24 protein-coding genes and 2 pseudogenes are annotated in these 26,475 nt (G+C 41.8%); 21 read left to right on the top strand and 5 right to left on the bottom strand.

What is annotated here, in order from left to right; all coding sequences use genetic code 11:
- Window positions 1–7 precede the first annotated feature (7 nt).
- The 3 genes and pseudogenes from Xvie_RS26465 to Xvie_RS26475 all read left to right on the top strand — a co-directional run bounded on the left by Xvie_RS26465 (window position 8) and on the right by Xvie_RS26475 (window position 2,613).
- Window positions 8–773 (top strand): annotated as a pseudogene (locus Xvie_RS26465) (DeoR/GlpR family DNA-binding transcription regulator).
- Window positions 774–1,027: 254 nt separating this feature from the next.
- Window positions 1,028–2,404, top strand: a complete 1,377-nt coding sequence (locus Xvie_RS26470) for a GntP family permease (protein WP_086108871.1) — start codon at window positions 1,028–1,030, stop codon at window positions 2,402–2,404.
- 62 nt (window positions 2,405–2,466) lie between these two features.
- Complete coding sequence (locus Xvie_RS26475) at window positions 2,467–2,613, top strand: hypothetical protein (RefSeq protein WP_244175558.1); 147 nt, start codon at window positions 2,467–2,469, stop codon at window positions 2,611–2,613.
- Here Xvie_RS26475 and Xvie_RS26480 read toward each other — a convergent pair.
- Both Xvie_RS26480 and Xvie_RS26485 read right to left on the bottom strand, forming a co-directional pair.
- A pseudogene (locus Xvie_RS26480) lies at window positions 2,593–2,868 on the bottom strand (autotransporter domain-containing protein); the annotation flags it as partial. The gene Xvie_RS26475 and the pseudogene Xvie_RS26480 overlap by 21 nt on opposite strands.
- On the bottom strand, window positions 2,865–3,050 hold the full coding sequence (locus Xvie_RS26485) for a hypothetical protein (RefSeq protein WP_086108872.1): 186 nt from the start codon (window positions 3,048–3,050) through the stop codon (window positions 2,865–2,867). The gene Xvie_RS26485 and the pseudogene Xvie_RS26480, both read right to left, overlap by 4 nt.
- A gap of 436 nt (window positions 3,051–3,486) precedes the next feature.
- On the opposite strand from Xvie_RS26485, the gene Xvie_RS26490 reads away from it, so the two are divergent.
- From Xvie_RS26490 to hemB, 12 genes are all read left to right on the top strand, one after another.
- Window positions 3,487–4,872, top strand: coding sequence for a GntP family permease (locus Xvie_RS26490; protein WP_086108873.1), 1,386 nt, complete (start codon window positions 3,487–3,489; stop codon window positions 4,870–4,872).
- 261 nt (window positions 4,873–5,133) lie between these two features.
- Entirely contained in the window at window positions 5,134–5,889 is a 756-nt protein-coding gene (udp, locus tag Xvie_RS26495) for a uridine phosphorylase (protein ID WP_086108874.1), read from the top strand.
- 273 nt (window positions 5,890–6,162) lie between these two features.
- Window positions 6,163–6,945: a tyrosine-protein phosphatase gene (locus Xvie_RS26500; RefSeq protein WP_086108875.1), complete on the top strand. Its 783-nt coding sequence runs from the start codon at window positions 6,163–6,165 to the stop codon at window positions 6,943–6,945.
- A gap of 76 nt (window positions 6,946–7,021) precedes the next feature.
- The gene (locus Xvie_RS26505; RefSeq protein WP_086108876.1) at window positions 7,022–7,552 is read left to right on the top strand and encodes a DedA family protein; all 531 of its coding nucleotides are present in this window, start codon (window positions 7,022–7,024) and stop codon (window positions 7,550–7,552) included.
- A gap of 174 nt (window positions 7,553–7,726) precedes the next feature.
- On the top strand, window positions 7,727–9,082 hold the full coding sequence (gene rmuC / locus Xvie_RS26510) for a DNA recombination protein RmuC (RefSeq protein ID WP_086108877.1): 1,356 nt from the start codon (window positions 7,727–7,729) through the stop codon (window positions 9,080–9,082).
- Window positions 9,083–9,156: 74 nt separating this feature from the next.
- Window positions 9,157–9,912 carry a bifunctional demethylmenaquinone methyltransferase/2-methoxy-6-polyprenyl-1,4-benzoquinol methylase UbiE gene (gene ubiE / locus Xvie_RS26515; RefSeq protein ID WP_086108878.1) on the top strand — a complete coding sequence of 252 codons (756 nt, stop codon included), beginning with the start codon at window positions 9,157–9,159 and terminating at the stop codon, window positions 9,910–9,912.
- Between the two features lies 1 nt (window position 9,913).
- On the top strand, window positions 9,914–10,612 hold the full coding sequence (gene ubiJ / locus Xvie_RS26520; protein ID WP_086108879.1) for a ubiquinone biosynthesis protein UbiJ: 699 nt from the start codon (window positions 9,914–9,916) through the stop codon (window positions 10,610–10,612).
- Entirely contained in the window at window positions 10,599–12,239 is a 1,641-nt protein-coding gene (ubiB, locus tag Xvie_RS26525) for a ubiquinone biosynthesis regulatory protein kinase UbiB (RefSeq protein WP_086108880.1), read from the top strand. The genes ubiJ and ubiB overlap by 14 nt, the downstream gene beginning before the upstream one ends.
- Window positions 12,240–12,373: 134 nt before the next feature.
- Entirely contained in the window at window positions 12,374–12,640 is a 267-nt protein-coding gene (gene tatA / locus Xvie_RS26530) for a Sec-independent protein translocase subunit TatA (RefSeq protein ID WP_086108881.1), read from the top strand.
- A 3-nt stretch (window positions 12,641–12,643) separates the two neighbouring features.
- The gene (gene tatB / locus Xvie_RS26535) at window positions 12,644–13,153 is read left to right on the top strand and encodes a Sec-independent protein translocase protein TatB (RefSeq protein WP_086108882.1); all 510 of its coding nucleotides are present in this window, start codon (window positions 12,644–12,646) and stop codon (window positions 13,151–13,153) included.
- Between the two features lie 3 nt (window positions 13,154–13,156).
- Complete coding sequence (tatC, locus tag Xvie_RS26540; protein ID WP_086108883.1) at window positions 13,157–13,951, top strand: Sec-independent protein translocase subunit TatC; 795 nt, start codon at window positions 13,157–13,159, stop codon at window positions 13,949–13,951.
- A 168-nt stretch (window positions 13,952–14,119) separates the two neighbouring features.
- Window positions 14,120–15,136, top strand: a complete 1,017-nt coding sequence (gene hemB / locus Xvie_RS26545) for a porphobilinogen synthase (protein ID WP_086108884.1) — start codon at window positions 14,120–14,122, stop codon at window positions 15,134–15,136.
- Window positions 15,137–15,226: 90 nt separating this feature from the next.
- On the opposite strand, the gene rfaH is transcribed toward hemB, so the two are convergent.
- Window positions 15,227–15,730 carry a transcription/translation regulatory transformer protein RfaH gene (rfaH, locus tag Xvie_RS26550; RefSeq protein WP_086108885.1) on the bottom strand — a complete coding sequence of 168 codons (504 nt, stop codon included), beginning with the start codon at window positions 15,728–15,730 and terminating at the stop codon, window positions 15,227–15,229.
- A gap of 453 nt (window positions 15,731–16,183) precedes the next feature.
- Here rfaH and ubiD point away from each other — a divergent pair, with 453 nt between their 5' ends.
- Window positions 16,184–17,656: a 4-hydroxy-3-polyprenylbenzoate decarboxylase gene (ubiD, locus tag Xvie_RS26555; protein WP_086108886.1), complete on the top strand. Its 1,473-nt coding sequence runs from the start codon at window positions 16,184–16,186 to the stop codon at window positions 17,654–17,656.
- Window positions 17,657–17,666: 10 nt separating this feature from the next.
- A complete protein-coding gene (gene fre / locus Xvie_RS26560; RefSeq protein WP_086108887.1) occupies window positions 17,667–18,368 on the top strand; it encodes an NAD(P)H-flavin reductase in 702 nt (233 codons plus the stop codon).
- A gap of 156 nt (window positions 18,369–18,524) precedes the next feature.
- Here the strand turns inward: fre and fadA are convergent, their stop codons facing one another.
- Together fadA and fadB are read right to left on the bottom strand one after the other, a co-directional pair.
- Complete coding sequence (gene fadA, locus Xvie_RS26565) at window positions 18,525–19,688, bottom strand: acetyl-CoA C-acyltransferase FadA (protein ID WP_086108975.1); 1,164 nt, start codon at window positions 19,686–19,688, stop codon at window positions 18,525–18,527.
- Between the two features lie 11 nt (window positions 19,689–19,699).
- Window positions 19,700–21,886 (bottom strand): fatty acid oxidation complex subunit alpha FadB, encoded by a 2,187-nt coding sequence (gene fadB / locus Xvie_RS26570; protein WP_086108888.1) that lies wholly within the window; start codon window positions 21,884–21,886, stop codon window positions 19,700–19,702.
- A gap of 273 nt (window positions 21,887–22,159) precedes the next feature.
- Between fadB and pepQ the strand changes: the two genes are divergently transcribed.
- The 4 genes from pepQ to hemG are packed head-to-tail and all read left to right on the top strand — an operon-like array spanning window position 22,160 to window position 26,193.
- On the top strand, window positions 22,160–23,494 hold the full coding sequence (gene pepQ / locus Xvie_RS26575) for a Xaa-Pro dipeptidase (RefSeq protein ID WP_086108889.1): 1,335 nt from the start codon (window positions 22,160–22,162) through the stop codon (window positions 23,492–23,494).
- Window positions 23,494–24,105 carry an IMPACT family protein gene (locus Xvie_RS26580; protein WP_086108890.1) on the top strand — a complete coding sequence of 204 codons (612 nt, stop codon included), beginning with the start codon at window positions 23,494–23,496 and terminating at the stop codon, window positions 24,103–24,105. Before pepQ ends, Xvie_RS26580 begins: the two co-directional genes overlap by 1 nt.
- A gap of 37 nt (window positions 24,106–24,142) precedes the next feature.
- Window positions 24,143–25,594 (top strand): Trk system potassium transporter TrkH, encoded by a 1,452-nt coding sequence (gene trkH / locus Xvie_RS26585; protein WP_086108891.1) that lies wholly within the window; start codon window positions 24,143–24,145, stop codon window positions 25,592–25,594.
- 50 nt (window positions 25,595–25,644) lie between these two features.
- The gene (hemG, locus tag Xvie_RS26590) at window positions 25,645–26,193 is read left to right on the top strand and encodes a menaquinone-dependent protoporphyrinogen IX dehydrogenase (RefSeq protein ID WP_086108892.1); all 549 of its coding nucleotides are present in this window, start codon (window positions 25,645–25,647) and stop codon (window positions 26,191–26,193) included.
- Window positions 26,194–26,475: the final 282 nt, after the last annotated feature.

Genomic DNA, 26,475 nt, shown 5'->3' on the forward strand with positions numbered 1-26,475 from the left:
AGAGCTAATGATTCCCTCAGAGCGGAGAGATTTTATTTATCGTCATCTACATGAACATCGGACGGTTTCTATTAGTACATTGGTTGAATTGTTGAATGTTTCGCATATGACAGTGAGACGGGATATTCGCATTTTGGAGGAAGAGGGAAAGGTTATTAGTATCACCGGAGGCACTCAGCTAAATGATGCCTTACGGCAAGAATTACCATGGAGTGAAAAAGCACTTATTAATCACCGTCATAAACGTGCGCTAGGAAAATATGCTGCTTCATTAGTGAAAGATGGACAGGTAGTTTATTTGGATGCGGGTACTACAACGTTTGAAATTGCTCAGGTATTGGCTGAACGTTTTAATTTGACGATTGTTACGAATGACTTTTCGATAACTCAGTATTTAATGAATAAGCCGCAACTGAATTTGTTTCACACTGGGGGACAAGTGGACAAACGTAATTATTCCTGTGTAGGGAATACCGCTGCGATGGTGTTACGTACCTTGAATGTGGATATTGCATTCATTAGCACCAGTTCATGGGATCTTGAGCATGGTGTTTCTACTCCTCATGAAGAAAAAGTTTTTGTGAAACAGATGTTGTTGGAAATTGCTCGCAGGAAGATATTGATTTCTGATAGCAGTAAGTATGGCAAATATGGCATGTTTCGTGTTTGCTCTCTCTCATTTGAATGACATCGTATGTGATGGGCAATTGCCAATATCAGAGCAACAACAATTACGTGAAATAGGAATGAAACTACATATTGTCGATATATAAGAATCATAAAAAGAAGTCCTTACTTATAAAATAATCTTCAAGAGATTATGAAAAGGAATTTTAGATGAAAAGTATCAATCATTATTGATGGCACAAGTTTTCTGGCCAGTAGTTAGCTTTTTTTCTTAAAAATAATTGTAGCTTGAATTTTGATTGATATTCAGTAACTAGTTTATCATTGTCAATAACCGTTTATTCAGCGGCGTAATCCGATCGTTTATCGCCAATGATACACATTGAAATGGAGTTTTATAATGGGATATTACATTCCAATCATTGGACTAGGAGTGGCCGTATTTACGCTGATTTTTTTGGTCTTGCGCACTCGTATTCACGTAATAATTGCTATGTTGATTACTGCGGTAATCGCTGGGATCACTGGTGGTTTAACTATAGGCAATATCGTTGAAGTGATCACTAAAGGATTTGGTTCGACATTAGGTAATATTGGCATTGTGATTGGGCTAGGGATCATGATGGGGCGAATATTGGAGGTATCTGGCGCAACTGAACAAATTGCTTATAGCTTGATTAAATGGTTGGGTAAAAAACGTGAGGAATGGGCTCTGGCAATTACCGGTTATATTATTAGTATCCCTATATTTGTTAATTCAGCTTTCGTGATCCTCTACCCGCTGGTGAAAGCGTTAGCGAAGAAAGGTAAACGTAATATACTGACGTTAGGGGTGGCACTGGCAGGAGGACTAGTGGTGACTCACCATATTGTCCCACCTACACCGGGGCCACTCGGTGTCGCTGGTATATTTGGTGTGGGCATCGGCACAATGATGCTGACAGGTATGATACTGGCCGTGCCATGTGTTATTGGCATTATCTTTTATGCAAAGTGGTTAGAGACTAAATATCCTGAATATCTGTCTGCGGATACAGAAGAAAATTTGCAACAGGTTCATCAGCATTATATGGAAGAAAAAGCAAATAAACCGCTACCAAGCTTATTTCTTTCTCTTCTGCCTATTATCATTCCGATAGCTCTAATTTTTATTAATGTAATTAATGGATTATTGCTGAGAACTGATTCATTAATTGGAAAGGAAAGCCATTTCTATTTTCAAATATTTGATTTTCTTGGTTCACCAATTATCGCGCTGGCAATCAGTGTATTATTGGCGGTTTATACTCTAATGCCAAACGCCAGTAAACACGAAGTGATTGAACATTTGGAAGCTGGGTTACAAATGGTGGGGATTATTCTGTTGATGACCGGGGCTGGTGGCGCATTGGGAGCTGTATTAAACGAAAGTGAAACGGGGCCGATATTGGCGCAATATATTGCCAGTCTGCCAATAACACCTGTCTTGATCCCATTTATCATCGCAACGTTAGTACGTCTGATTCAAGGCTCTGGTACTGTGGCAATGATCACCGCAGCCTCTATTTCAGCCCCTATCATAAGTCCGATACCGGATATTAATATGTTGGCGGCTGCTCAGGCTGCGATGATGGGATCATTATTCTTTGGTTGTTTCAACGACAGTTTGTTCTGGATGGTTAATAGAATGATGGGCATTAAAGATGCGAAGCAACAAATGATCGTCTGGTCAATTCCTACAACAATCGCATGGGGAATCGGGTTGTGTGGCGTCTTGCTTCTCGACCTCGTTATGTAGATCTTGTGATGTAAATAATGAAATTGTGCTCTGCATGATTCCAAGCTAGTTGCAGATCGGTTGTGACTACTGCACCAGAAGAGAGCGGTAAACTCCAATTGCTGTTCACCCCAATGCTGGAACGCAGCGAGTTGCGAGTTGAAAGTATTCGAGTCCAACTTCAGGTGGCTGCCACTACTGCCTGTTTCCGTCATACCACGGCGAGATAATGTGGTGTAATTCAATGAAGCCGTTGGGCCTGCACTCAGGTTTTCGCTCAACGCCCAGCGGTAGCCGCCGCCTGCCATGAATGAACCACTCAATCCTTTCCAGCTGGCATAGTTACTTGCAATGTAGTCATTCACATGCACGTTGCGATCCATCCGCCCGTCTTCAATACCAAACCGACCATTACCGAACATATAAGCGCCAGCCAGTGGATTAACGGCATAGCGCGCTTGTACTCCTAGATTGAAAGCGGTCATTTTACCAGTACCGCTTTCATATTGTATTTGCCGGGCACGTATGCATTACCTTGCGAATTGCGTAGGAAATAGCCATGTCGGTTAATCAAAGTCTGTCCATTGCCATATACTGAGAATCCGAAGAAATTACGCCAATCTATTTGATAACCCATATCTTGCATCGCAGCCAGTTCTGCTTCCATTAAGCTTGTGTAGTTACGGTAAGGTTGGTGGCATTACCATTGCGATCAGATACCATACTTGAAATACCCAATGCATGAGTTGAAGTACTTACCAGATCTGCCTTATTTGTGAGGGGATAATAAGTCGAATGATCACGGTTTAGTCCCCCTAGTTTCCCTATTGTGATATGGCCAGTGAGAGCTTTTTCATATTAGGTATCCTTGTGATTAGTCTTAGAACAGTGATATTTGCTTCGTGTATTGAATATCATCCCTAATATAAACAGTGAATAGATTAAATAATATACAATATAAATAATTAAATGAGTTCATCAATAGCAGTTCCGACACGGGAGATGATCAAAATTGTGACTTTCAGCACTGAATTGCTAACATCCGAATATTGGGAACTGTATTTTGCAGATATGCCCGAACTAGATTGAAATGGGGTTTTATGATGGAGTTTTACGTTCCAATTATCGGGTTGGGAGTGGCGGTATTTACGCTGATTTTTCTGGTTTTACGCACTCGTGTTCACGTACTGATTGCTATGCTGATTGCTGCGATAATCGCTGGTATATCTGGTGGTTTAACGATGAGTAATGTTGTTGAAGTGATCTCCAAAGGATTTGGATCAACATTAGGCAACATTGGTATCGTGATTGGGTTGGGATGCATGATGGGGCGGATATTGGAGGTTTCAGGGGCAACTGAACGAATCGCCTATAGTTTGATTAAATGCTTGGGTAAAAGGCGTGAAGAGTGGGCTCTGGCGATTACCGGTTATATTGTCAGTATCCCTATATTTGTGAATTCAGCTTTTGTGATCCTATACCCACTGGTGAAAGCATTGGCAAAGAAAGGCAAACGAAATGTATTGACGCTAGGGGTATCATTGGCGGGAGGATTGGTGGTGACTCACCATATTGTCCCCCCGACTCCCGGGCCACTTGGTGTAGCAGGGATATTCGGTGTGAGTATCGGTTCAATGATGTTGGCTGGTATGATATTGGCCGTACCATGTGTCATTGGTATTACCTGCTATGCAAAGTGGCTGGAGACTAAATATCCTGAATACCAATTTGATAATACAGAAGAAAATGTAGAAAACTTGCAACAAGTTCATCAGCGTTATATAGAAGAAAAAGAGCAAAAATCGCTACCGAGCCTGTTTCTTTCCTTTTTACCCATTATTGTTCCGATTGTCCTTATTTTGATCGGTGTAATTAATGGGATGTTACTGAAAACTGATGAGTTTACAGGAAAAGGAAATTATTTCTATTTTCAGATTTTTAATTTCCTGGGATCACCAATTATTGCGCTGGCAATCAGTGTATTACTGGCGGTTTATACGCTAATGCCAAACGTCAGTAAACATGAAGTGATTGAACATTTGGAAGCAGGGTTAAAAGCTGTAGGCATTATTTTGTTGGTGTCAGGAGCTGGAGGCGCATTGGGAGCCGTGTTGAACGAAAGTTCAACGGGAACAATACTGGCGCAATATATTGCCAGCCTTCCAATAACACCCGTCTTGATCCCATTTATCATTGCAACGCTAATACGCATAATTCAAGGTTCTGGCACGGTAGCAATGATAACTGCCGCTTCTATCTCTGCACCTGTTATCAAACAGATACCGGATGTTAATATGCTGGTTGCCGCTCAGGCTGCCATGATGGGGACACTGTTTTTTAGTTACTTCAATGATTGTTTTTTCTGGGTAGTTAACCGGATGATGGGTATTAAAAATGCAAGGAAGCAGGTTATCGTCTGGTCTATTCCTACCACAATTGCATGGGGAATTGGATTGTGTGGTGTATTGCTTCTCAATCTTGTCATGTAATTTGCTATGTAAATAATGATGGCGCTCTGTAGAGAGCGCTTTCCCATTTTCAGATTTTGTGACTGTTCTTCAAATATTGTTCCCATTTCAGCATCATGCTTGCTACATTAATCTATTCTTTAAGTGTGATGTTAATCACAAATATATGTATGCGTTTCTTTTAATTTTTAATTAAAGATGATTTAAGTCACTAAAAAATGTCAGAGTATCGAATAAATTTAGGTATCCATATTTTGAATCATGTCTGTTGAGGAGTCTGATATGTCTGATGTATTTCACTTAGGTATCACCAAAAGCGACCTGCAAGGCGCGGCTCTGGCAATTGTGCCAGGCGATCCCAACCGTGTTGAGAAAATTGCGCGACTAATGGATAACCCAGTACATCTGGCTTCCCACCGTGAATTTACAACATGGCGTGCAGAAATTGACGGAAAGGCCGTTATTGTTTGCTCTACAGGTATTGGTGGCCCTTCAACGTCGATTGCTGTAGAAGAGTTGGCACAATTAGGTGTGCGTACTTTCCTACGTATCGGAACAACGGGTGCGATTCAGCCACATATTAATGTGGGGGATGTATTGGTAACGACTGCAGCGGTTCGCTTGGATGGTGCCAGCTTGCACTTTGCTCCAATGGAATTCCCGGCAGTTGCTGATTTTGAGTGTACAAATGCACTATACGCAGCAGCAAAAGCATCAGGTTCTGCTACACATGTTGGTGTTACAGCATCTTCTGATACCTTCTACCCAGGGCAAGAGCGTTACGACACTTATTCCGGCCGTGTTGTGCGTCGTTTCCAGGGTTCCATGCAAGAATGGCAAGAAATGGGCGTAATGAACTTTGAGATGGAATCAGCAACATTGCTGACTATGTGTGCAAGCCAGGGACTGCGTGCTGGCATGGTAGCTGGGGTTATCGTTAACCGTACCCAACAGGAAATACCGGATGTTGAGCTACTGAAAAAAACCGAAAGCAATGCATTGGGAATTGTTGTTGAGGCTGCTCGTTACCTGTTGTAAGGCTTTTCATCAAGGGCCAGAATATTCTGGCCCTATCGTTTATGTGATCTGCACTTCCCTTCATTTCAAAATCTGATAATGTCATAACATTTTGCATTGATAACCAGCTGTATCTGTGCCTAATTATCTGTACTAATCGCTATTAGTCGAATCCAGTAGTATCAAATAATTATCAGTTTCCATAAGTGTTGTGCCTAATAGATTTCAAGTTACGATTAGTAAGACAGTAGCTTGGAAGATAAAAGGTATCTTTTAATTTCAATAAGAGTGACTATGACTACAACATTTCTATCTCATCCTTCACTACTTCCTCTGAATGGCGGTATTAACTTTCGTGATTTAGGTAATAAGACACTAAATAATGGTGCCAAGATCAAGTCAGGATTACTATTTCGTTCCGGCTCACTGGATAGACTGACAGAAAACGATCAGACTTTTTTAACAGAGCAAAAGCTTTTCCAGATTATCGATTATCGTGATAGCTGTGAAATCATGGATAAACCAGATCAAATATGGCATGGAGCATATTATCACCATGCTCCCGCTAATCCCCTTTCCAAAGAAGTGAATGCTAATCTGGATAAGTTGGATAAGGAGATATTGGAGCAATTTGATGCAAAAGTATTTATGTCACGTCTATACGAATTGTTACCCATTAACAATCCAGCTTATAAAACATTAGCGACGTTATTGTTGCAACCAGAAAAAGGTGGAATCGTACAACACTGCGCGGTTGGTAAAGACAGGACGGGGGTCGGCTCTGCACTGGTTTTACTCGCATTGGGTGCTGATCTGGATACGGTAATGGAAGATTATTTACTGACCAATGTTACGCTGGCTCCATATCGAGACTATTTATTGAGTGAACATGCAAAAATCATGAGTGAAAGTGTAGTTGAAAAATTTTCTTATGTTTATTCAGTACGGGAAGAGTTTTTACTGACTGCCCTTAAGAGTATTAATCAACATTATGGCAGCGTAGATATTTGGCTGGAAAAAGATATCGGGCTTAATATTGCTGCGCGTGAAAAGCTGCAAGCCTATTTTCTTGAGTAAAAATAGCAGATTAGAATTGGGTTGATTGTACAGTGCTAACCTATGATGTACTACTGATAACACGGGAAAGACTAATGTGAGCTTGCATGAAATTATCGGACTAGTCACAAATTTTGTAAAAGTCCATGAAGCTTGGGCAATTCCAATCATTTTTATACTTGCATTTGGTGAGTCGTTGGCGTTTATCTCCCTATTGTTGCCTGCAACGATCATCTTATTGGGATTGGGAGCATTGATCGGTGAAAGTGGTTTAACCTTTTGGCCAATATGGATAGCCGCAGCTGCCGGAGCTTTTTTTGGTGACTGGCTTTCTTACTGGTTTGGTTTCCGTTACAAAGAGAATGTCGGCAAGATGTGGCCACTTTCTCGCCACCCTCAAACTTTAGTTCGTGGCCATCGTTTTTTTGAACGATGGGGAGTATGGGGGGTTTTCATTGGGCGTTTTTTTGGTCCATTGAGGGCAGTTGTACCATTGGTAGCTGGGATTTGTGCCATGCAAAAACGCCATTTTCAGCTAGCTAATTTTACTTCTGCATTAATTTGGGCATTCGGTATTTTAGCTCCGGGAGCGTTTGGCCTGCGTTGGTTGGCCGAGTGGATGGGATAAGTGAAAAGGAAATGAAATAAATGAATGGGGTAATTGCGAGCCGCTTTGCAAACTGAAAGAAAGCCCTTGAATACTCTGGACATCTATACAGCGTCTATTTAACTTACATTGAGGCTGGTAAGCCAAAAAAGTTGATCGGAATTTAGCAACAATGGTGTTAGTGAGGGAGTATAGGTGGATATCCAGTGGTTATATATGCTGATTGGTGGCTTAAGTGGATTGCTAGGCGGAGGGATCTTCGTCTGGCTTTCTATTCATGAGAGAATCCAGCAAAAAGAACAGGAACTACGTGAATTATATAGCCAGTTGGCTGTTAACCATGAAAAGCTGGAGCAATCCCATTATTGGCGCACTGAATGCGATCAATTGAACCAAGAGTTGTTGGCTCAACGTGAAATTAATAGTGTACAGGAAGCTGAATTGCGAGAATTAAGTACTCGGCTTGAAGACAGCAGGTTGGCGGCGGAGGAGAAACAGCATTTATTAATCAATAGCGAACAGCGATTGAGTACCCAATTTGAAAATCTTGCCAATCGTATTTTTGAACAAAACCAACACCGCACCAACGAATATAATCGCCAAAATCTCAATAATCTTCTGATACCATTTCGTGAACAACTTGAGGGATTCCGTCGTCAGGTACAAGACAGCTTTGGGCAGGAAGCTCGTGAGCGCCACACTCTAACCCATGAAATTCGTAATCTTCAGCAACTCAATGCACAAATGGCAAACGAGGCCATCAATCTCACAAAGGCCCTGAAAGGGGACAACAAAATGCAAGGAAATTGGGGAGAGATGGTATTGGCCCGAGTTTTGGAGGCTTCTGGCTTGCGTGAGGGGCATGAGTTCAATACACAGGTTAATATTAAAACCGAGAATAGTGAACGTTTTCAACCTGATGTCATTGTGCATCTGCCACAGGGAAAAGATGTTGTTATTGATGCCAAAATGTCGTTGGTCGCTTATGAACGTTATTTCAACAGTGATTGCGAAGAGCAGCAGATACAAGCATTACAGGAACATATTAATTCCATTAAAGGGCACATTCGTGGCCTGAGCCGAAAAGATTATCAACAATTGCCCGGGTTGCGATCGCTGGATTATGTTTTGATGTTTATTCCAGTGGAACCTGCTTATTTGGTTGCACTCAATCAGGCACCAGAGTTACTGGATGAAGCATTGAAACATAATATTATGCTGGTCAGTCCATCAACTTTATTGGTTGCTGTTCGTACGATTAGTAACTTGTGGCGTTATGAATATCAAAGCCAAAATGCACGTCTGATTGCTGATAAAGCAGCCAGAATGTATGACAAAATGCGGCTGTTTGTGGATGATATGCAAGGATTGGGGCAAAGCCTTAACAAAGCACAGTCGAGCTACCATTTTGCAATGAAAAAACTCGTTGAGGGGAGAGGAAACTTGATTAGTCAGGCCGAAGGATTTCGCGATTTAGGCGTGGATGTGAAGCGGCCTATTGACTCACAGCTGATCGATAAATCTTTCCAAACGTTGCAGGTGAATGAGTGAAGTCCGGATAGGGTTTTGTTGGAAAGGCTGGTACACTTGCTATAAATTTTTTGAATAAAAAGCGGACAAATAACATGGCAGATCAATCAAAAGAAACCACTGATTTTGGTTTCCGCACCGTAGCCAAAGAAGAGAAAAAAGAGATGGTGGCAGAGGTGTTCCACTCTGTTGCCTCGAAATATGACTTAATGAATGATTTGATGTCATTTGGCATTCATCGTATCTGGAAACGTTTCACCATTGAGGCAAGTGGTGTTCGCCGTGGTCATAAAGTGCTTGATCTCGCTGGTGGAACCGGTGATCTAACCGCGAAATTCTCCCGAATTGTGGGGGAAAAAGGTCAAGTCGTTCTGGCAGATATTAACGATTCGATGTTGAAAGTCGGACGTGAAAAATTACGAGATATTGGTATCGTAGGCAACGTCAATTATGTTCAAGCTAACGCTGAAGAATTGCCTTTCCCGGATAACCATTTTGACTGTATTACCATTTCTTTCGGCTTGCGCAATGTCACAGATAAAGAAAAAGCCCTGCGTTCCATGTGTCGGGTGCTTAAGCCAGGTGGTCGCCTGTTGGTGCTGGAGTTCTCCAAACCAGTATTGGCTCCGTTGAGCAAGGTTTATGATGCTTACTCATTCCATATTTTACCTCGAATCGGTCAGATGGTTGTGAAGGATGCCGACAGTTACCGTTATCTGACAGAGTCCATTCGTATGCACCCTGACCAGGAAACTTTAAAAGGTATGATGGAAGAGGCGGGTTTTGATCAAGTCTCTTACAGCAATATGACTGGCGGAATCGTTGCACTGCACAAAGGGTTCAAATTCTGAAATGGAAACACCTTCATTAAGCTGTAACGCATTAAACCATAACGAATTAAACCATAATGTAAGTTCTGCGGTATTAAATGATAAGGTGTTGTTCACAATATTAACGGCCTTTCTGGAAACGACTCTGAATCATCTGTTATACCGTGAAACGGTATTAAAACCTGCTCGTTTGAGGCTGGCAGGTAAAATACTGTCTATTGAACTGAAAGAAATCGAAACACCGTTTGTATTGGTATTCAGTGAAAGGCAGGTCGACGTATTAAGCCAATGGTCAGAACCAGCAGATTGCTCAATGAAAGCGACGCTCCCTGCGTTACTTAAGCTACGGGATCGTCAGTGTCTTTCAGCTCTGATTAACAGTGGCGAAATTGTCATTGAAGGGGATATGCAGGTTATTCAGCAATGGTCAGCTTTGCTGGATATGGCAGAATGGGATCCTGCACATTATCTTTCCCCCTATGTCGGTGATATTGTCGCCGAAGGTATCAGTCGGGTAATAAAGAAAAGTTTTGAATTTGCCAGCAATACTATTGCAAGAAAGAAAACGTGCTTCATTGAATCATTAACAGAAGAGTGGCAAATGGCTCCCAATGCTTTGGAGGTGGCCTATTTCAGTGAAGAAGTTAATGCCGTTACCAATGAGATAGCTCAGCTTGAAAAACGGTTGGCGGCACTGGAGGAAAAACATGACACCCAGTGAAATTAAGCGGCTTTACTTTATCATACGAGTCTTTCTTTCCTACGGATTGGATGAACTTATCCCCAATATTCGTTTGACATGGCCGTTGCGTTTTGGGCGTTATTTACTGTTTTGGATACCTAACAGGCATAAGGATAAGCCTCTCGGTGAACGTCTGCGTTTGGCATTACAAGAACTTGGTCCTGTGTGGATCAAATTTGGTCAGATGCTCTCCACGCGTCGTGATTTGTTTCCAATTGCAATCGCAGACCAACTTTCGATGTTGCAAGATCGGGTTGTTTCCTTTGATGGTACAGTGGCGCGAAAATCGATTGAAACTGCATTAGAAGGTTCTTTGGAAACGTGGTTTGAGGGGTTTGATTCACAGCCACTGGCTTCTGCTTCTATTGCTCAGGTACATACTGCCCGGTTGAAGGAGAATGGTAAAGAAGTTGTTCTAAAGGTCATCCGTCCAGATATTCTACCCGTCATTAAAGCTGATGTACGGTTGATGTATCGTTTGGCGAATCTGGCTCCTCTTTTACCAGATGCCCGGCGTCTTCGTCCGCGTGAAGTTGTGCGCGAATATGAGAAAACCCTGCTTGATGAGCTGAATTTATTACGTGAAGCTGCAAATGCCATTCAACTTCGCCGTAATTTCGAAGATAGCCCGATGCTCTACGTTCCAGAAGTATATCCTGATTATTGTCGGGAGAATGTCTTGGTTATGGAGCGCATTTATGGCATTCCGGTGTCAGATGTTGCCGCTCTAGAGGGGCAGAACACCAATATGAAATTATTGGCTGAGCGTGGGGTTCAGGTATTCTTTACCCAAGTATTTCGTGATAGTTTTTTCCATGCAGATATGCATCCCGGTAATATTTTTGTCAGTTATGAAAAGCCGGAAGAACCTACTTATATTGGCATTGATTACGGCATTGTTGGTTCTTTGAATAAAGAGGATAAACGCTATCTGGCCGAAAATTTTATTGCTTTCTTTAACCGTGATTATCGTCGTGTAGCTGAACTGCATGTTGATTCCGGCTGGGTTCCGGCAGACACCAATGTGGAAGATTTCGAATTTGCTATTCGTACTGTTTGTGAGCCGATTTTTGAAAAACCACTGGCTGAAATCTCATTTGGGCATGTTCTGCTGAATCTGTTCAATACCGCCCGTCGTTTTAATATGACAGTTCAGCCCCAGTTAGTCTTGTTGCAAAAAACGCTATTGTATGTAGAAGGCTTGGGACGTCAGCTTTATCCTCAGCTTGATCTGTGGAAAACCGCAAAACCTTTTCTGGAAGATTGGCTGCATGATCAAATTGGGCTACCTGCTATTGTGCGTGCTTTTAAAGAAAAAGCGCCTTCTTGGGCGGAAAAGCTCCCAGAGCTTCCGGAGTTAATATATGGCACGCTCCAACAGCACCGCCGTTTGCAGACCAGCATTGATCAGATATCACAACAATTCAGGGACCAACAGCTTAGGCAACGCAAATCTCTTTATTTATTGGGAATTGGTGCAACTCTCTTTATCTGTGGAAGTTTATTTTTCATCATAGGTCAGAAGCATCTGGCATGGGGAATGATAGGGGCTGGAATAGCATCATGGGGATTGGGCTGGCGTCATTTAAATAAGCGTCAATGGTGATGAACATTAAACATAACTGTAACTATAAGTAATTCAGCTACAATTCTTGATATGATTACGTTATTTCTGAGCACAAAATTTGTGGGTTATAATTAAATCACTAGTAATATTCTGATAAATAGAGGTAGGTCAGTATGGGTGGTATAAGTATTTGGCAATTACTCATTATTGCTGTCATTGTCGTGCTGCTGTTTGGTACTAATAAGCTTCGTACTTTGGGTTCAGATTTGGGGGCATCAATAAAAGGCTTCAAAAAGGCAGTGAGTGATGATGAAAAGCCAGAACAGCCAGGGAAAATGAGTCAGGATGCCGATTTCGAAACGAAAAATCTCACTGAAAAGTCTATGACTGCACAATCTGAAAAATCAGAGAGTAAAAGTAAAGATAAAGAGCAGGTATAAACCGTGTTTGACATTGGTTTTAGTGAACTGCTGTTGGTGATGATCATTGGCTTGGTTGTTCTGGGGCCGGAACGTTTACCTATTGCGGTCAAAACAGTGGCTGGGTGGATTCGGGTATTGCGCTCTCTGGCGGCTAATGTTCAGAATGAACTTGCTCAGGAACTGAAATTGCAAGAACTTAAGGACACGCTGAAAAAAGTGGAAGAGAAAGCTGATCTACAATCACTGTCGCCAGAATTGAAAGCATCAATGGAAGAGCTGAAGGAAGCAGCTGAGTCGTTGAAAAATACGTATCAATTAAAACCGGATGAAATGAAGGAATTGGAGGAAGATGAAACTCATTTTCATTCTTCTATGCCTCAACCCGCTGAAAAGCACTCGAATTCAGAGCAGTTAAGTTCAGAATCGTTAGTTTCAAGACCTGTAATTTCAGAACCAGTTGTGTTAAAGAAATCGAGCGTAATACCAGAACAGCAGAACAAAAAATCCGAACAAGCAAATGGCGAACACTGAAACATGTCTGTGGATGATACTCAACCCCTTATCAGTCATCTGATTGAACTGCGTAAGCGGATTTTAAATAGCTTAATTACTGTGCTGGTAGTGTTTCTGGCATTGGTTTATTTTTCCAATGACATTTATCGGCTTATTGCTGCTCCTTTAATGGAACAATTACCCAAAGGCGCAAATATGATTGCAACAGATGTTGCATCGCCTTTTTTTACACCGATTAAACTAACTATCATGGTGTCTATCTTTGTTTCGGTACCCATGATCCTCTATCAAGTATGGGTATTTATTGCACCGGCATTGTATAAGCATGAACGGCGTTTGATTATGCCCCTACTGTTTTCCAGTAGTGTATTGTTTTATCTGGGAATGCTATTTGCGTATTTTGTTGTCTTTCCCATTGCGTTTGGTTTCTTTATCAAGACGGTACCAGCAGGTGTTGTGATTTCGACAGATATCAGCAATTACCTGAGCTTTGTCATGGCACTCTTTATGGCTTTTGGTGTTTCATTCGAAATACCCATTGCCATTATTCTTCTGTGTTGGAGTGGGGTAGTTACGCCAGAATCTCTGAAAAGAAAACGTCCTTATATTTTAGTCGGGGCGTTTGTGGTTGGTATGCTGTTAACCCCCCCAGATGTTTTCTCACAAACTTTGCTGGCTGTTCCCATGTATTTGTTATTTGAGTTGGGAGTGTTGCTTTCGCAGTTCTATGTTGGAAAATTAGGCAGACGTAAATCCACCAATCCAGAAGATGAATTAGAATTAGATAGTGATACTGATGGTAATTTTAAAAAATAATCTGATTCTAATCATTTATGATTATCGCTAATTGATTGATAGTACTAACTGATTAATAGTACTAACTGATTAATAGTACCAACTGATTGATAGTGCTGACATCATTGTCATAAAGCGATGGCTATTAACCCAGCGTTCTGTCGCTGGGTTTTATATTAGGAGAGCTGTATGAGCTATGTATTTCCGGGGGCATTTCCCGGTCGTCGTATGCGCCGTGTGCGCCGCCATGATTTTTCCCGCCGCTTAGTTGCTGAAAATCAACTTACCGTTAATGACCTGATTTACCCTGTATTTGTTATGGAAGGAACGAATCAGCGTCAGGAAGTGTCTTCAATGCCAGGAGTGTATCGTCTGACAATCGATCTTTTGCTGAAAGAAGCAGAAGAGATTGCCCGACTGGGTATTCCTGTTTTATCTCTGTTTCCGGTTATTGAAGCGGACAAAAAATCATTGGATGCGAAAGAAGCCTATAATCCTGACGGCTTGATTCAACGTTCTGTTCGCGCTTTGAAAGATGCTGTTCCGGAGTTGGGTCTTTTGACGGATGTCGCACTTGATCCATTTACTATCCATGGGCAGGATGGTGTTATTGATCAAGATGGTTATGTTATCAATGACATTACCAAAGATATTTTGGTTAAGCAGGCACTATCTCATGCTGAAGCTGGGGCTGAGATTGTTGCACCAAGCGATATGATGGATGGTCGTGTCGGTGCCATTCGTGAGCAGCTTGAGGTGGATAATTATCTCAATACCCAAATTATGGCTTATTCTGCCAAATACGCTTCTTGTTACTATGGGCCATTTAGGGATGCCATTGGTTCCAGCAGTAATCTGAAAGGCGGTAATAAAATGACCTATCAGATGGATCCTGCAAACAGTGATGAAGCGTTGCAGGAAATTGCACAGGATTTGCAGGAAGGTGCAGATAGCGTCATGGTTAAACCTGGTATGCCATATTTGGATGTAATTCGTCGAGTGAAAGATACTTTTGGTGTGCCAACATTTGCTTATCAGGTTTCTGGTGAATATGCCATGCACATGGCGGCCATTCAAAATGGTTGGTTGAAAGAACAGCCAGCGATTATGGAATCACTATTGTGTTTTAAACGAGCAGGTGCTGATGGAGTCTTGACTTATTTTGCCAAGCGTGTAGCGCAGTGGTTACATGAGCAGAAATACTAAGTTTATTCACGTTATTATTAAAGAGAATCTGCTCCGCTATATAATATAGACAATAAACACTGAAAACGGGCAATTTTGCCCGTTCTCTGATTAAATTTTGATGAAATGCTTATTATCTAATATTTTAGGGACTTCTTTATTAAGAATCTTCAGCAAGATAATGGATCGGGTTTCCCCATCCGGTTCGTTATAAATTGCTTGGATGCCTTCGAAAGCACCTTCAGTAATCAAGACCGTATCACCAGTAATTGGGGTCTCTGGTGCAATATATTCCTGCTCTGTGATAGACATTAACTCATCAATTAATGTTTGTGGAATAATATCTGGTTCTCGAGTGTTAAACTGAATGAAATAATTTACACCGCGTGTTGATTTAATGGTCGTGGTATGGATAACCTCTGCATCAAAGTAAACAAACAGATAATTGGGAAACAGTGGCTCAGTAACAGTGGCTCGCTTGCCCCGTCTGATTTTTTCAATTTTGACTGTCGGTGTCAGGCAAATAACACCTTGCCTTTCTAAATGCTCTATTGCCCGAAAAACTTGCCCTCGTTTACAGTAAAGAAGACGCCACCCCGGTCCCTTTGTTCCCATAATATTTCGACTCCATTGCATAGAATATCTAGCATAACAAAACTAGTACTAAAGGGTCATTAGTAAAGATAGAAGTTATTTTAAGTGTAATCTGTATTTTTCTATAGTCTGCAGTGCTTATTTTCAATTAAAGCCTATATATTACGTTAATGGTGGAAAATCCATCACTAGTGCATGAATGATATAATTATTTGATTTTCACAAAGGAAACGGAAGATGGAAGTATTTTTGCTGAGTAATGGTAAACTCCCCCGGTAATAATAAAACATTTCCTGAGCAATTTGGTACGCAGATTTTAGCTGATTGGGTACCATTCCGTTGCATCTGAAGAATCTGATCCACAAGATTGCACTAAGTCCATTGCTTTTTGGCAAGTTATGAGTTTACCTTGTAACCCTCATGGGAGGGCTTATAATGGCTCTCCCTCCTTAAAAATCGGCACAAATGAACAATATGAAATATCACGATCTAAGAGACTTTCTTTCCTTGTTGGAACAATCAGGTGAATTAAAACGAATTCGTATAGAGGTTGATCCATATCTGGAAATGACTGAAATTGCAGATCGTACTCTTCGTGCCGGTGGTCCTGCTTTATTATTTGAAAATCCGAAGGGATATTCGATGCCTGTGTTGTGCAACTTGTTTGGGACACCTAAACGTGTTGCTATGGGAATGGGGCAGGATAATGTTAAGGCATTACATGATGTTGGTAAATTATTGGCTTTCCTTAAAGAACCTGAGCCACCGAAAGGATTTCGTGATTTGGTAGATAAATTGCCTAAATTTAAACAGGTTTTGAACATGCCAACCAAACGCCTTAGTTCTGCGCCTTGTCAGGAACAAATTTGGGCAGGAGATGAGGTGGATCTTACCCATATTCCAGTTATGCATTGTTGGCCGGAAGATGCCGCCCCATTGATTACATGGGGATTGACGGTGACTAAGGGGCCTAATAAAGAGCGCCAGAATCTGGGTATCTACCGTCAACAGGTATTGGGTAAAAATAAGTTGATTATGCGTTGGTTATCACATCGTGGTGGTGCACTTGATTTTCAGGAGTGGTGTCAGGCCAATCCGGGAGAGCGTTTTCCTGTGTCCGTTGCATTGGGGGCCGATCCTGCCACGATATTGGGGGCGGTTACTCCAATTCCTGATACTTTATCCGAATATGCGTTTGCTGGATTATTGCGTGGGCACAAAACGGAAGTTGTTAAATGTATATCTAATGATCTGGAAGTGCCCGCCAGTGCTGAAATTATCCTTGAGGGTTACATTGAGCCTGATGAAATGGCACCGGAAGGGCCATATGGCGATCATACCGGTTATTACAATGAAGTAGATATGTTCCCGGTATTTACGGTGACACATATTACTCAGCGCAGCGATGCTATCTATCATTCCACTTACACTGGGCGTCCACCGGATGAGCCCGCAGTTCTGGGCGTTGCGTTGAATGAAGTCCTGGTACCAATACTGCAAAAACAATTTCCTGAAATTGTAGATTTTTACTTACCACCAGAAGGCTGCTCCTATCGGCTCGCTATCGTTACAATGAAAAAACAATATGCAGGTCATGCCAAGCGAGTGATGATGGGGGTTTGGTCATATCTGAGGCAATTTATGTACACTAAATTTGTTATCGTTTGTGATGATGATATCAATGCGAGAGATTGGAATGATGTCATCTGGGCGATAACAACGCGAATGGACCCGCAAAGAGATACTGTCTTAATGGAAAATACACCAATTGACTATCTCGATTTTGCATCTCCTGTTTCTGGGCTAGGCTCAAAAATGGGGCTGGATGCAACAAATAAATGGCCAGGAGAGACACAAAGGGAATGGGGGCGTCCGATAGTGATGAGCGATGAGATTCGGACCCGTGTCGATGAAATTTGGGATCAATTAGATATTTTGAAGCAATAAGAGGGAACGCATGACAACATTGAGCTGTAAAGTAACTTCAGTTGACTCCATTACAGATACAGTTTACCGAGTTCGTTTATTGCCTGATTCACCTTTTTCTTTTCGTGCAGGGCAATATTTGATGGTGGTTATGGATGAAAGGGATAAACGCCCTTTCTCCATGGCATCATCACCATCAGAAAAACAGATAATTGAATTGCATATTGGTGCTTCTGAGCTGAATCTTTATGCGATGGCAGTAATGGATAGGATTCTGGATCAGAAAGTCATTGATATTGATATTCCACATGGTCAAGCATGGTTTCGTGAAGGTAGTGAAAATCCTATGTTATTAATTGCTGGCGGAACGGGATTTTCATATACACGTTCTATCTTGTTGGCGGCTTTGGAAGAAAATCCCCATAGAGAAATCTCTATCTATTGGGGAGGACGGGAGTTGCAACACCTGTATGATTTGGATGAGTTACAATCATTGAGTAAAAATCACCCTAATTTGACTGTTGTTCCTGTAGTTGAACAGGTTGATGAACACTGGCGTGGGAGAACGGGGACAGTTCTTAGTGCAGTTTTGGAAGATTTCGGTAATTTGTCAAACCATGATATCTACATTGCAGGTCGCTTTGAGATGGCAAAAATTGCTCGTGAACGGTTTTGTAGTGAACGCGATGCTTCTATCGATCGCATGTATGGAGATGCATTTGAGTTTATTTGAGTTGTTTGTCAGTAAAATAAAACGATAAAAATAAAAAAACCCGCCCCTGACAGGCGGGAAACTACGGCAACAACTTATTTAGAGTGACGCAATAGACAAGACAGACAAGGGAAAAAATTATTAAATTTCAATCGACAGTTACTCTTTCTAGCTGTTTTATACTCTTTCAATAATCGTAGCAATGCCTTGACCTAACCCGATGCACATGGTTGATAGCCCAAACTGGACATCTTTACGTTCCATCAAGTTAAGCAGAGTGGTTGTGATACGAGTACCAGAACATCCTAGTGGGTGGCCAAGAGCAATTGCACCTCCGTTCAGGTTGACTCTGTCATCCATACTATCCAAAACATTCAGTCCTTTCATGCAAGCCAGAGATTGTGCTGCGAATGCTTCGTTCAATTCCATTACGCCAATGTCTGCAAGACTTAATCCGGCTTTTTTCAGGGCCATTTGTGTTGCAGGAACAGGGCCATAACCCATAATAGAAGGATCACAACCGACAACTGCCATTGAACGGATACGAGCGCGAGGTTTTAATCCTAATTCCCTGGCTTTGCTTTCACTCATGATCAGCATTGCAGAAGCACCATCAGACAGCGCTGAAGAGTTTCCCGCTGTAACGCTTCCGGTGACAGGATCAAAAACAGGACGCAGTGCAGCCAAATCTTTTAGATTAGTGTCTGGGCGGATCACTTCATCAAAATCGACGAGTTTTAGATTTCCATCAGCATCATGCCCATATATAGGAACGATTTCGCTGGCGAAAGCTTGTGACTTGGTTGCTTGTGCCGCGCGTTGATGGGAACGCAGGGCAAATTCATCCTGCATTTCGCGGCTAATATTGTGCATTTTGGCCAGCATTTCCGCTGTCAGCCCCATAACACCTGCTGCTTTGGCAACATTACGGCTTAATTTGGAATGAAAATCAACTCCGTGTGCCATGGGAACATGCCCCATATGCTCAACGCCGCCAACCATAACAATATTGGCATCGCCAGTCATAATCATGCGGGCGCCGTCGTGCAGTGATTGCATTGAAGAACCGCAGAGGCGGTTAACTGTTACAGCGGGAACTGAATGGGGAATACCTGCCAGCAAAGCAGAATTGCGTGCAATATTAAACCCTTGTTCAAGTGTTTGTTGCACACATCCCCAAGAGATATCATCAATATCTTCAGGCTTAACAGCGGTATTGCGCTTGAGTATTGATTTCATCAGATGTGCGGAGAGATCTTCGGCACGGACCTGACGGAATACACCACCTTTTGAGCGCCCCATTGGGGTACGGATACCATCAATAATAACTACGTTTTCCATGTTTTCAGACCTCACACTTTTTCACCTGGATTAACAGCAAGTTCTGCTGGTGCAGGGTAATAACTTTCATTGCTTTCGGATTTTGCTTTCAGGCCAGCGGGTACGTGATAAAGTGCGCCCAAATGAGCATAACTTTCTGCCATCTTCACGTAGGCTGCAGTTCCCATTGTATCCAGATAACGGAAAACACCGCCATGGAATGGAGGAAAACCTAAACCATACACTAAGGCCATATCCGCTTCTGCTGGGCTGGCAATAACACCTTCTTCTAAGCAGCGAACAACTTCGTTAATCATTGGGATCATGGTTCGTGCAATGATCTCTTCGCCAGAGAAAGTATGTTTCGGTTTACCGATGCCTGCCAATAACTGATCGGTAGTTTGATCCTGCTCTTTTTTCGGTTTGCCTTTTTTATCTTGGGTATATTTATAGAAACCAACGCCATTTTTTTGACCATAACGTTGATTTTCGAATAATACATCAATGGCATCCCGGTAATCGCGGCTCATACGGTCTGGGAAACCCTGGGCCATGACAGCTTGTGCGTGGTGGGCAGTATCAATGCCGACAACATCAAGGAGATAAGCAGGACCCATTGGCCAGCCAAACTCTTTTTCCATGATTTTATCGATTTGACGGAAATCTCCACCATCACGCAGCAACATGCCAAAACCAGCCAGATATGGGAACAATACACGGTTTACAAAGAAACCTGGGCAGTCGTTGACAACGATGGGTGTTTTACCCATTTTACTGGCATATGCGACAACACTTGAAATAGTCTTGTCTGAAGTTTTTTCTCCGCGGATGATTTCAACCAACGGCATACGATGTACTGGGTTAAAGAAATGCATACCACAGAAGTTTTCTGGGCGTTTTAGCGATTTTGCTAATTCAGTGATTGGGATAGTCGAGGTATTAGAAGCCAGAATGCAGTCATCATTGATGTGTGATTCTGTTTCTACCAGAACTGCAGCTTTAATTTTAGGATTTTCAACAACAGCTTCAACAATGATCTGAGATTGCTCAATGCCAGCATAATTAAGCGTTGGCCGAATGGATGCCAGAATTTTGGCCATCTTCATGGCGTCTAAGCGTCCACGCTCAAATTGTTTATGCAGCAATTTAGCCGCTTCATTGATACCTAAATCCAGCGCTTTTTGATTGATGTCTTTCATCAAGACAGGAACGCCCTTGCGCGCTGATTGATAGGCAATACCTCCACCCATGATCCCTGCACCCAGTACTGCTGCATGTTCAGGTGTTGTGACGGTTTGCAGGTGTTTTTTTGCCAGCCCTTTGACATATTGGTCATTCAGGAAAATGCCTACTAAAGCACGTGCAACGGATGTGTGTGCTAACGATACAAAACTAGCAGATTCCAGTTTCAAGGCTTCATCGCGACCTAGTGTAGCGGCTTTTTCAATGGTTTTTACCGCAGTGATTGGTGCTGGATAATGAGGGCCGGCAACCTTCATGACCATACCTTTTGCTACGGAGAAACTCATGGTACGTTCGATCTCATTGAGATTCAGTGGCATCAGCTTAGGCTGACGAGCCGCCTTCCAATCCAAGTCTCCACAAATGGCCTGTTCTAAAACTGAAATGGCAGAATCAGTCAATTTTTCGGCAGAAACTACGGCATCAATCAAGCCATTTTTCAGTGCTTCCTCTGCATTAATATCTTTTCCTGCAGAAATGATTTCGAGAGCATTATCTGTACCAATCAAACGGGGCAGACGAACAGAACCCCCGAATCCAGGCATAATACCCAGTTTAGTTTCTGGTAAGCCGATGCGGAGCTCTGGGGATGCAACGCGAAAATCTGTTGAAAGTGCCAATTCACATCCACCGCCAAGGGCGTAGCCATTAATAGCGGAAATAGTTGGAACTGGGAGATCTTCTATACGATTGAAAATATTGTTGGCAAGATTCAGCAGTTCATGCAATTTTTCTGCAGGTGCATTGAATAGTGATAAAAATTCTGTAATGTCTGCGCCGACAATAAAGGCTTGTTTTTCAGAGCGTAATACTAACCCTTTCAGTTCAGGCTCTTGCTCAAGAGCAGAAACGGCTTTATCCAATGAGGTAACTGTTTTGGTATCTAATTTATTAATTGCGGCTGGTGCATTGAAGATCAGTTCAGCAATGCCATCTTTCAGCCATTTTACTTGAATAGTTTCACTTAGGTAGAGCATGTCATTCTCCTCAATGAGTGCATACCATCTGGTATGACCAGATGAGGTTGATTGTGATTACTGTGTTAATTTAATGCAAACCAATGATTAACTTTTTGTAGGGCAGATCACAGGTAAGATTTATGACGGGTAGCAATATATTTTGTTATAACCTTGAAAAATATAAATATAGTTGCTTAATTTTAGAGAGGCGGATTTTTACGTCATAGCTCCCATAATAACGAGTTGTGGTAATATTTAAGCTCCCGTCAGTAAATCAAAAGGCTAATTAAGATGGAAAAGTTGGCATCTCTGTACCACGAACACATTAAAACCTTACAAAAACGTGCCTGCGAAATCTTGGCTCGGACTCAGCTTGACGCCCTGCTTATTCACTCAGGTGAATCATTACGTGTTTTTCTTGATGACAGTCATTATCCTTTCAAGGTAAATGCACACTTTAAGGCTTGGGTGCCTGTGACTAAAGTGCCGAATTGCTGGTTATGGATTGATGGTGTTAATAAACCCAAACTTTGGTTTTATTCACCAGTAGATTATTGGCACAGTGTAGAACCACTGCCTAATGGCTACTGGACTGAAGAAATAGAAATGATTCATTTGGCAAATGCTGAAGATATCAGCACAAAACTGAATGGATTATCAAAACAAAATACAGCTTATATTGGTGAACAAACAGAGCGTGCTAGATCTTTGGGAATTATTGATCACAATATCAATCCAAAAGTTGTTTTGGATTATTTAAGCTACCATCGTTCATATAAAACAGATTATGAATTGGCTTGCATGCGTGAGGCTCAGAAAACGGCCGTTAATGGTCATCAGGCAGCCTATGATGCATTTTTGTCTGGTGTGAGTGAATTCGAGATCAATATGTTTTATTTGATGGCAACGGGGCATCGTGATACGGATGTTCCCTATGATAATATTATTGCCTTGAATGAGAATGCGGCTGTTTTACATTACAATAAATTACGACAGAAAGTACCTTCTGAAATTCGTAGTTTTTTGATTGATGCTGGGGCTGAATATAATGGCTATGCAGCGGATATTACTAGAACCTATTCCGCAAAATCTAATAACGATTTCGCCTCATTGATAAAAGCTCTGAATGAAGAACAGCTGGCGATAATCGGTACGATTAAAACGGGAACCAGATATACTGACTACCATATTAAGATGCATCAACGTATAGCCAATGTACTGAAAAAACATGATATTATTCATGGAATCAGTGAAGAAAGTATGGTTGAGAAAGGATTGACAACACCATTTCTTCCGCATGGTCTCGGTCATCCTCTAGGTTTGCAGGTACATGATGCTGCTGGATTTATGCAAAATGATAGTGGAACCCATCTGGCTGCCCCGGAAATGCATCCTTATTTGCGCTGCACCCGTATCTTGGAGCCAAGAATGGTTTTGACCATTGAGCCCGGGATTTATTTCATTGAAACTTTATTAGCACAGTGGCGTGAAAGTGAATATCGTCAGCATTTCGACTGGAAAAAAATCGAAATGCTGAAATCTTATGGTGGTATTCGCATTGAAGATAACATCGTTATTCACGATGGAAAAATTGAAAATATGACCAGAGATTTACACTTATCGTAATGAAGCCTTATTTGATTCCTGCGGCTTCAGTCAGCTTTACTGAAGAAATAAAAAAGAGCCGTTTCATTACCCTGCTGGAGCATACCAGCGGGGTGGATGAAGCTAAGTTATTTATCCAAAGCATAAAAGAGCAATATCCTGATGCTCGCCATCATTGTTGGGCTTTTGTGGCTGGTGCGCCGGATGACTCACAGCAATTGGGGTTTTCTGACGATGGTGAACCTACCGGAACAGCCGGTAAGCCCATGATTGCTCAGTTAATAGGAAGTGGTCTGGGAGAAATTACCTCGGTATCTGTTCGCTATTTTGGTGGCATAAAACTTGGTACAGGAGGATTGGTAAAAGCTTATGGTAATGGCGTGCAGCAAGCTTTGAAATTGTTGCAAACCGAATACAAAGTACCGCAGAAACTGTACCAGTTACAATGTGAATATTCGCATATTTCAATGGTGGAACAATTGCTGCATCAATTCTCCGGACATGTGATTGCCAGTGATTACGCTGAAAATGTCACATTGCAAGTTTCACTGCCAGCTGCTCTTGCTGGGGAGATAGGTGATAAATTACGGAACTTAAGCCGTGGTGCTTTGTTTTTAATACCAAAATCATAGTGATTTGTTATACCTGATTTCTAAGGAACCAAGCCGAATGCATTTTCGCACCATAACCCGTATTGTTGGACTACTTGTCATTCTTTTCTCTGTCACGATGATTATTCCGGGAGTGGTGGCATTAATTTATCGTGATGGTGCAGGTAGAGCATTTAGCCAGACATTCATCTGTGCCCTTGTCATTGGCTTAATATTATGGGCACCCAATCGTGATCAAAAATATGATCTTAAACCTAAAGAAGGTTTTTTGATTGTCGTCCTTTTTTGGACTGTATTGGGAAGTGTAGGGGCATTACCGTTTATCTTCTCTGAAGAACCTAATCTTTCAGTTACAGATGCCTTTTTTGAATCGTTTTCTGGTTTGACGACAACAGGAGCCACGACATTAGTTGGTCTTGATCATCTTCCCAAGGCCATTTTGTTCTACCGACAAATGTTGCAATGGCTGGGAGGCATGGGAATCATCGTTCTGGCTGTAGCAATCTTACCTCTGCTCGGTGTTGGGGGTATGCAGCTTTATCGCGCCGAAATGCCGGGACCACTGAAAGACAATAAAATGCGTCCCCGTATCGCAGAAACAGCAAAAACGCTCTGGCTAATTTATGTCTTATTAACCATATCCTGTGCGGTGGCATTGTGGGCCGCAGGAATGTCGGTATTTGATGCTATTTCTCATAGTTTTTCTACCATCGCAATTGGTGGATTTTCCACTCATGATACCAGTATCGGCTTTTTCAATAGTCCAACCATCAATATTATTATTGCCATTTTTTTATTGATTTCGGGTTGTAATTTTGGCCTGCATTTTGCCGTCCTTTCTGGAAGAAGTTTGAAAGTGTATTGGCGTGATCCAGAGTTTCGGATGTTCATTACAATTCAATTAGCATTATTGGTAATTTGTATGCTGATATTATGGCAGCATTCCGTTTATGAATCAGAATTAGAGGCATTGAATCACGCTTTTTTTCAAGTTGTTTCTATGGCAACAACTGCTGGATTTACAACTGAAAAATTTCAAGGGTGGCCTCTATTTTTACCTTTCCTGTTGTTATGTTCTGCATTTATAGGGGGGTGTGCGGGTTCTACGGGAGGAGGTCTCAAAGTTATCCGTATTTTGTTATTGTTCTTGCAAGGCTCTCGTGAATTAAAACGTTTAGTGCATCCGAATGCGGTGTATACCATTAAATTAGGACAGCGGGCATTACCTGAACGCATTATCGAAGCAGTATGGGGATTCTTTTCAGCCTACGCACTTGTTTTCATTATTGGTATGTTGTCACTGATCGCAACAGGTATTGACGAACGTTCTGCTTTTTCTGCCATAGCTGCAACATTGAATAATTTGGGACCAGGATTAGGAACGGTTGCTGATAACTTTGTAACAGTGAGCCCGGCAGCTAAATGGATATTGGTTGTTACTATGCTATTTGGACGCTTGGAAGTATTCACATTATTAGTTCTATTTACACCAACTTTTTGGCGCGAATAGTGATCTATTGAACCTTTATATGAGAATCGCTGTTTAATAAGGGCGTATCTATGAGCTATTTATTGATCTATTCCACTCAGGATGGACAAACCAAAAAAATTATTACCCGTATAGCAGAGAATCTCCGTCGTGCTGGTATTGAATATGATTTAAGAAATCTTTCTACAGTGAAACAGATAAATTTGATGTCTTACCAAAAAGTAATGATAGGTGCATCGATACGTTATGGGCGTTTCAATTCTGCATTGCATAATTTTGTCATTTGCCATCAAAAACAGTTGAAGCAAATGCCAACAGCTTTCTTTGGCGTCAATTTAACGGCGAGAAAGCCAGAAAAAAGAACACCAGAAACGAATGCTTATGTACGTAAGTTCCTAACTAAAAGTCCATGGCAACCTGATTTATGTGGAGTCTTTGCTGGAGCTCTGTTTTATCCGCGCTATCGCTGGTTAGATCGCATTATGATCCAATTCATTATGCGAATGACTGGAGGAGAAACAGATACAACAAAAGAGATCGAGTACACTGATTGGGAACAGGTAGATTGTTTTTCTGAAGCATTTTTGCAAATATCGTGTGATAAAGAGCCTCAAAAATAGCCTTTTTGCTGATAGTTACGTCATTTTGAGGAAAAAAAACACGAACAGAAAAAAAATCAAAAAAAACTATTGTCACCGCCGTAAAACTCCCTATAATGCGCCACCACTGACCGACGCTGAGCTGAGACACGCCGCGGCGGGCAGCGAAGAAAAGCGAAAATAAGCGCTTGACTTCGGAGGCGAAAAGCGTAAGATACGCAGCCTCGCAACCGGGAAACGAATCATCGGTTGCAATGCTCTTTAACAATTGAATCAGACAATCTGTGTGGGCACTCGCAAGAC

Origin of the sequence: Xenorhabdus vietnamensis, from assembly GCF_002127535.1 — a bacterium.
GTDB classification, from domain to species: Bacteria; Pseudomonadota; Gammaproteobacteria; order Enterobacterales; family Enterobacteriaceae; genus Xenorhabdus; species Xenorhabdus vietnamensis.

Coding starts and splice junctions, on each gene's coding strand:
- Xvie_RS26470 (WP_086108871.1), top strand. CDS start 1,028: ATGGGATATTACATTCCAATCATTGGACTAGGAGTGGCCGTATTTACG.
- Xvie_RS26485 (WP_086108872.1), bottom strand. CDS start 3,050: ATGGAAGCAGAACTGGCTGCGATGCAAGATATGGGTTATCAAATAGAT.
- Xvie_RS26490 (WP_086108873.1), top strand. CDS start 3,487: ATGGAGTTTTACGTTCCAATTATCGGGTTGGGAGTGGCGGTATTTACG.
- udp (WP_086108874.1), top strand. CDS start 5,134: ATGTCTGATGTATTTCACTTAGGTATCACCAAAAGCGACCTGCAAGGC.
- Xvie_RS26500 (WP_086108875.1), top strand. CDS start 6,163: ATGACTACAACATTTCTATCTCATCCTTCACTACTTCCTCTGAATGGC.
- ubiE (WP_086108878.1), top strand. CDS start 9,157: ATGGCAGATCAATCAAAAGAAACCACTGATTTTGGTTTCCGCACCGTA.
- ubiJ (WP_086108879.1), top strand. CDS start 9,914: ATGGAAACACCTTCATTAAGCTGTAACGCATTAAACCATAACGAATTA.
- ubiB (WP_086108880.1), top strand. CDS start 10,599: ATGACACCCAGTGAAATTAAGCGGCTTTACTTTATCATACGAGTCTTT.
- tatA (WP_086108881.1), top strand. CDS start 12,374: ATGGGTGGTATAAGTATTTGGCAATTACTCATTATTGCTGTCATTGTC.
- tatC (WP_086108883.1), top strand. CDS start 13,157: ATGTCTGTGGATGATACTCAACCCCTTATCAGTCATCTGATTGAACTG.
- hemB (WP_086108884.1), top strand. CDS start 14,120: ATGAGCTATGTATTTCCGGGGGCATTTCCCGGTCGTCGTATGCGCCGT.
- rfaH (WP_086108885.1), bottom strand. CDS start 15,730: ATGGGAACAAAGGGACCGGGGTGGCGTCTTCTTTACTGTAAACGAGGG.
- ubiD (WP_086108886.1), top strand. CDS start 16,184: ATGAAATATCACGATCTAAGAGACTTTCTTTCCTTGTTGGAACAATCA.
- fre (WP_086108887.1), top strand. CDS start 17,667: ATGACAACATTGAGCTGTAAAGTAACTTCAGTTGACTCCATTACAGAT.
- fadA (WP_086108975.1), bottom strand. CDS start 19,688: ATGGAAAACGTAGTTATTATTGATGGTATCCGTACCCCAATGGGGCGC.
- fadB (WP_086108888.1), bottom strand. CDS start 21,886: ATGCTCTACCTAAGTGAAACTATTCAAGTAAAATGGCTGAAAGATGGC.
- pepQ (WP_086108889.1), top strand. CDS start 22,160: ATGGAAAAGTTGGCATCTCTGTACCACGAACACATTAAAACCTTACAA.
- Xvie_RS26580 (WP_086108890.1), top strand. CDS start 23,494: ATGAAGCCTTATTTGATTCCTGCGGCTTCAGTCAGCTTTACTGAAGAA.
- trkH (WP_086108891.1), top strand. CDS start 24,143: ATGCATTTTCGCACCATAACCCGTATTGTTGGACTACTTGTCATTCTT.
- hemG (WP_086108892.1), top strand. CDS start 25,645: ATGAGCTATTTATTGATCTATTCCACTCAGGATGGACAAACCAAAAAA.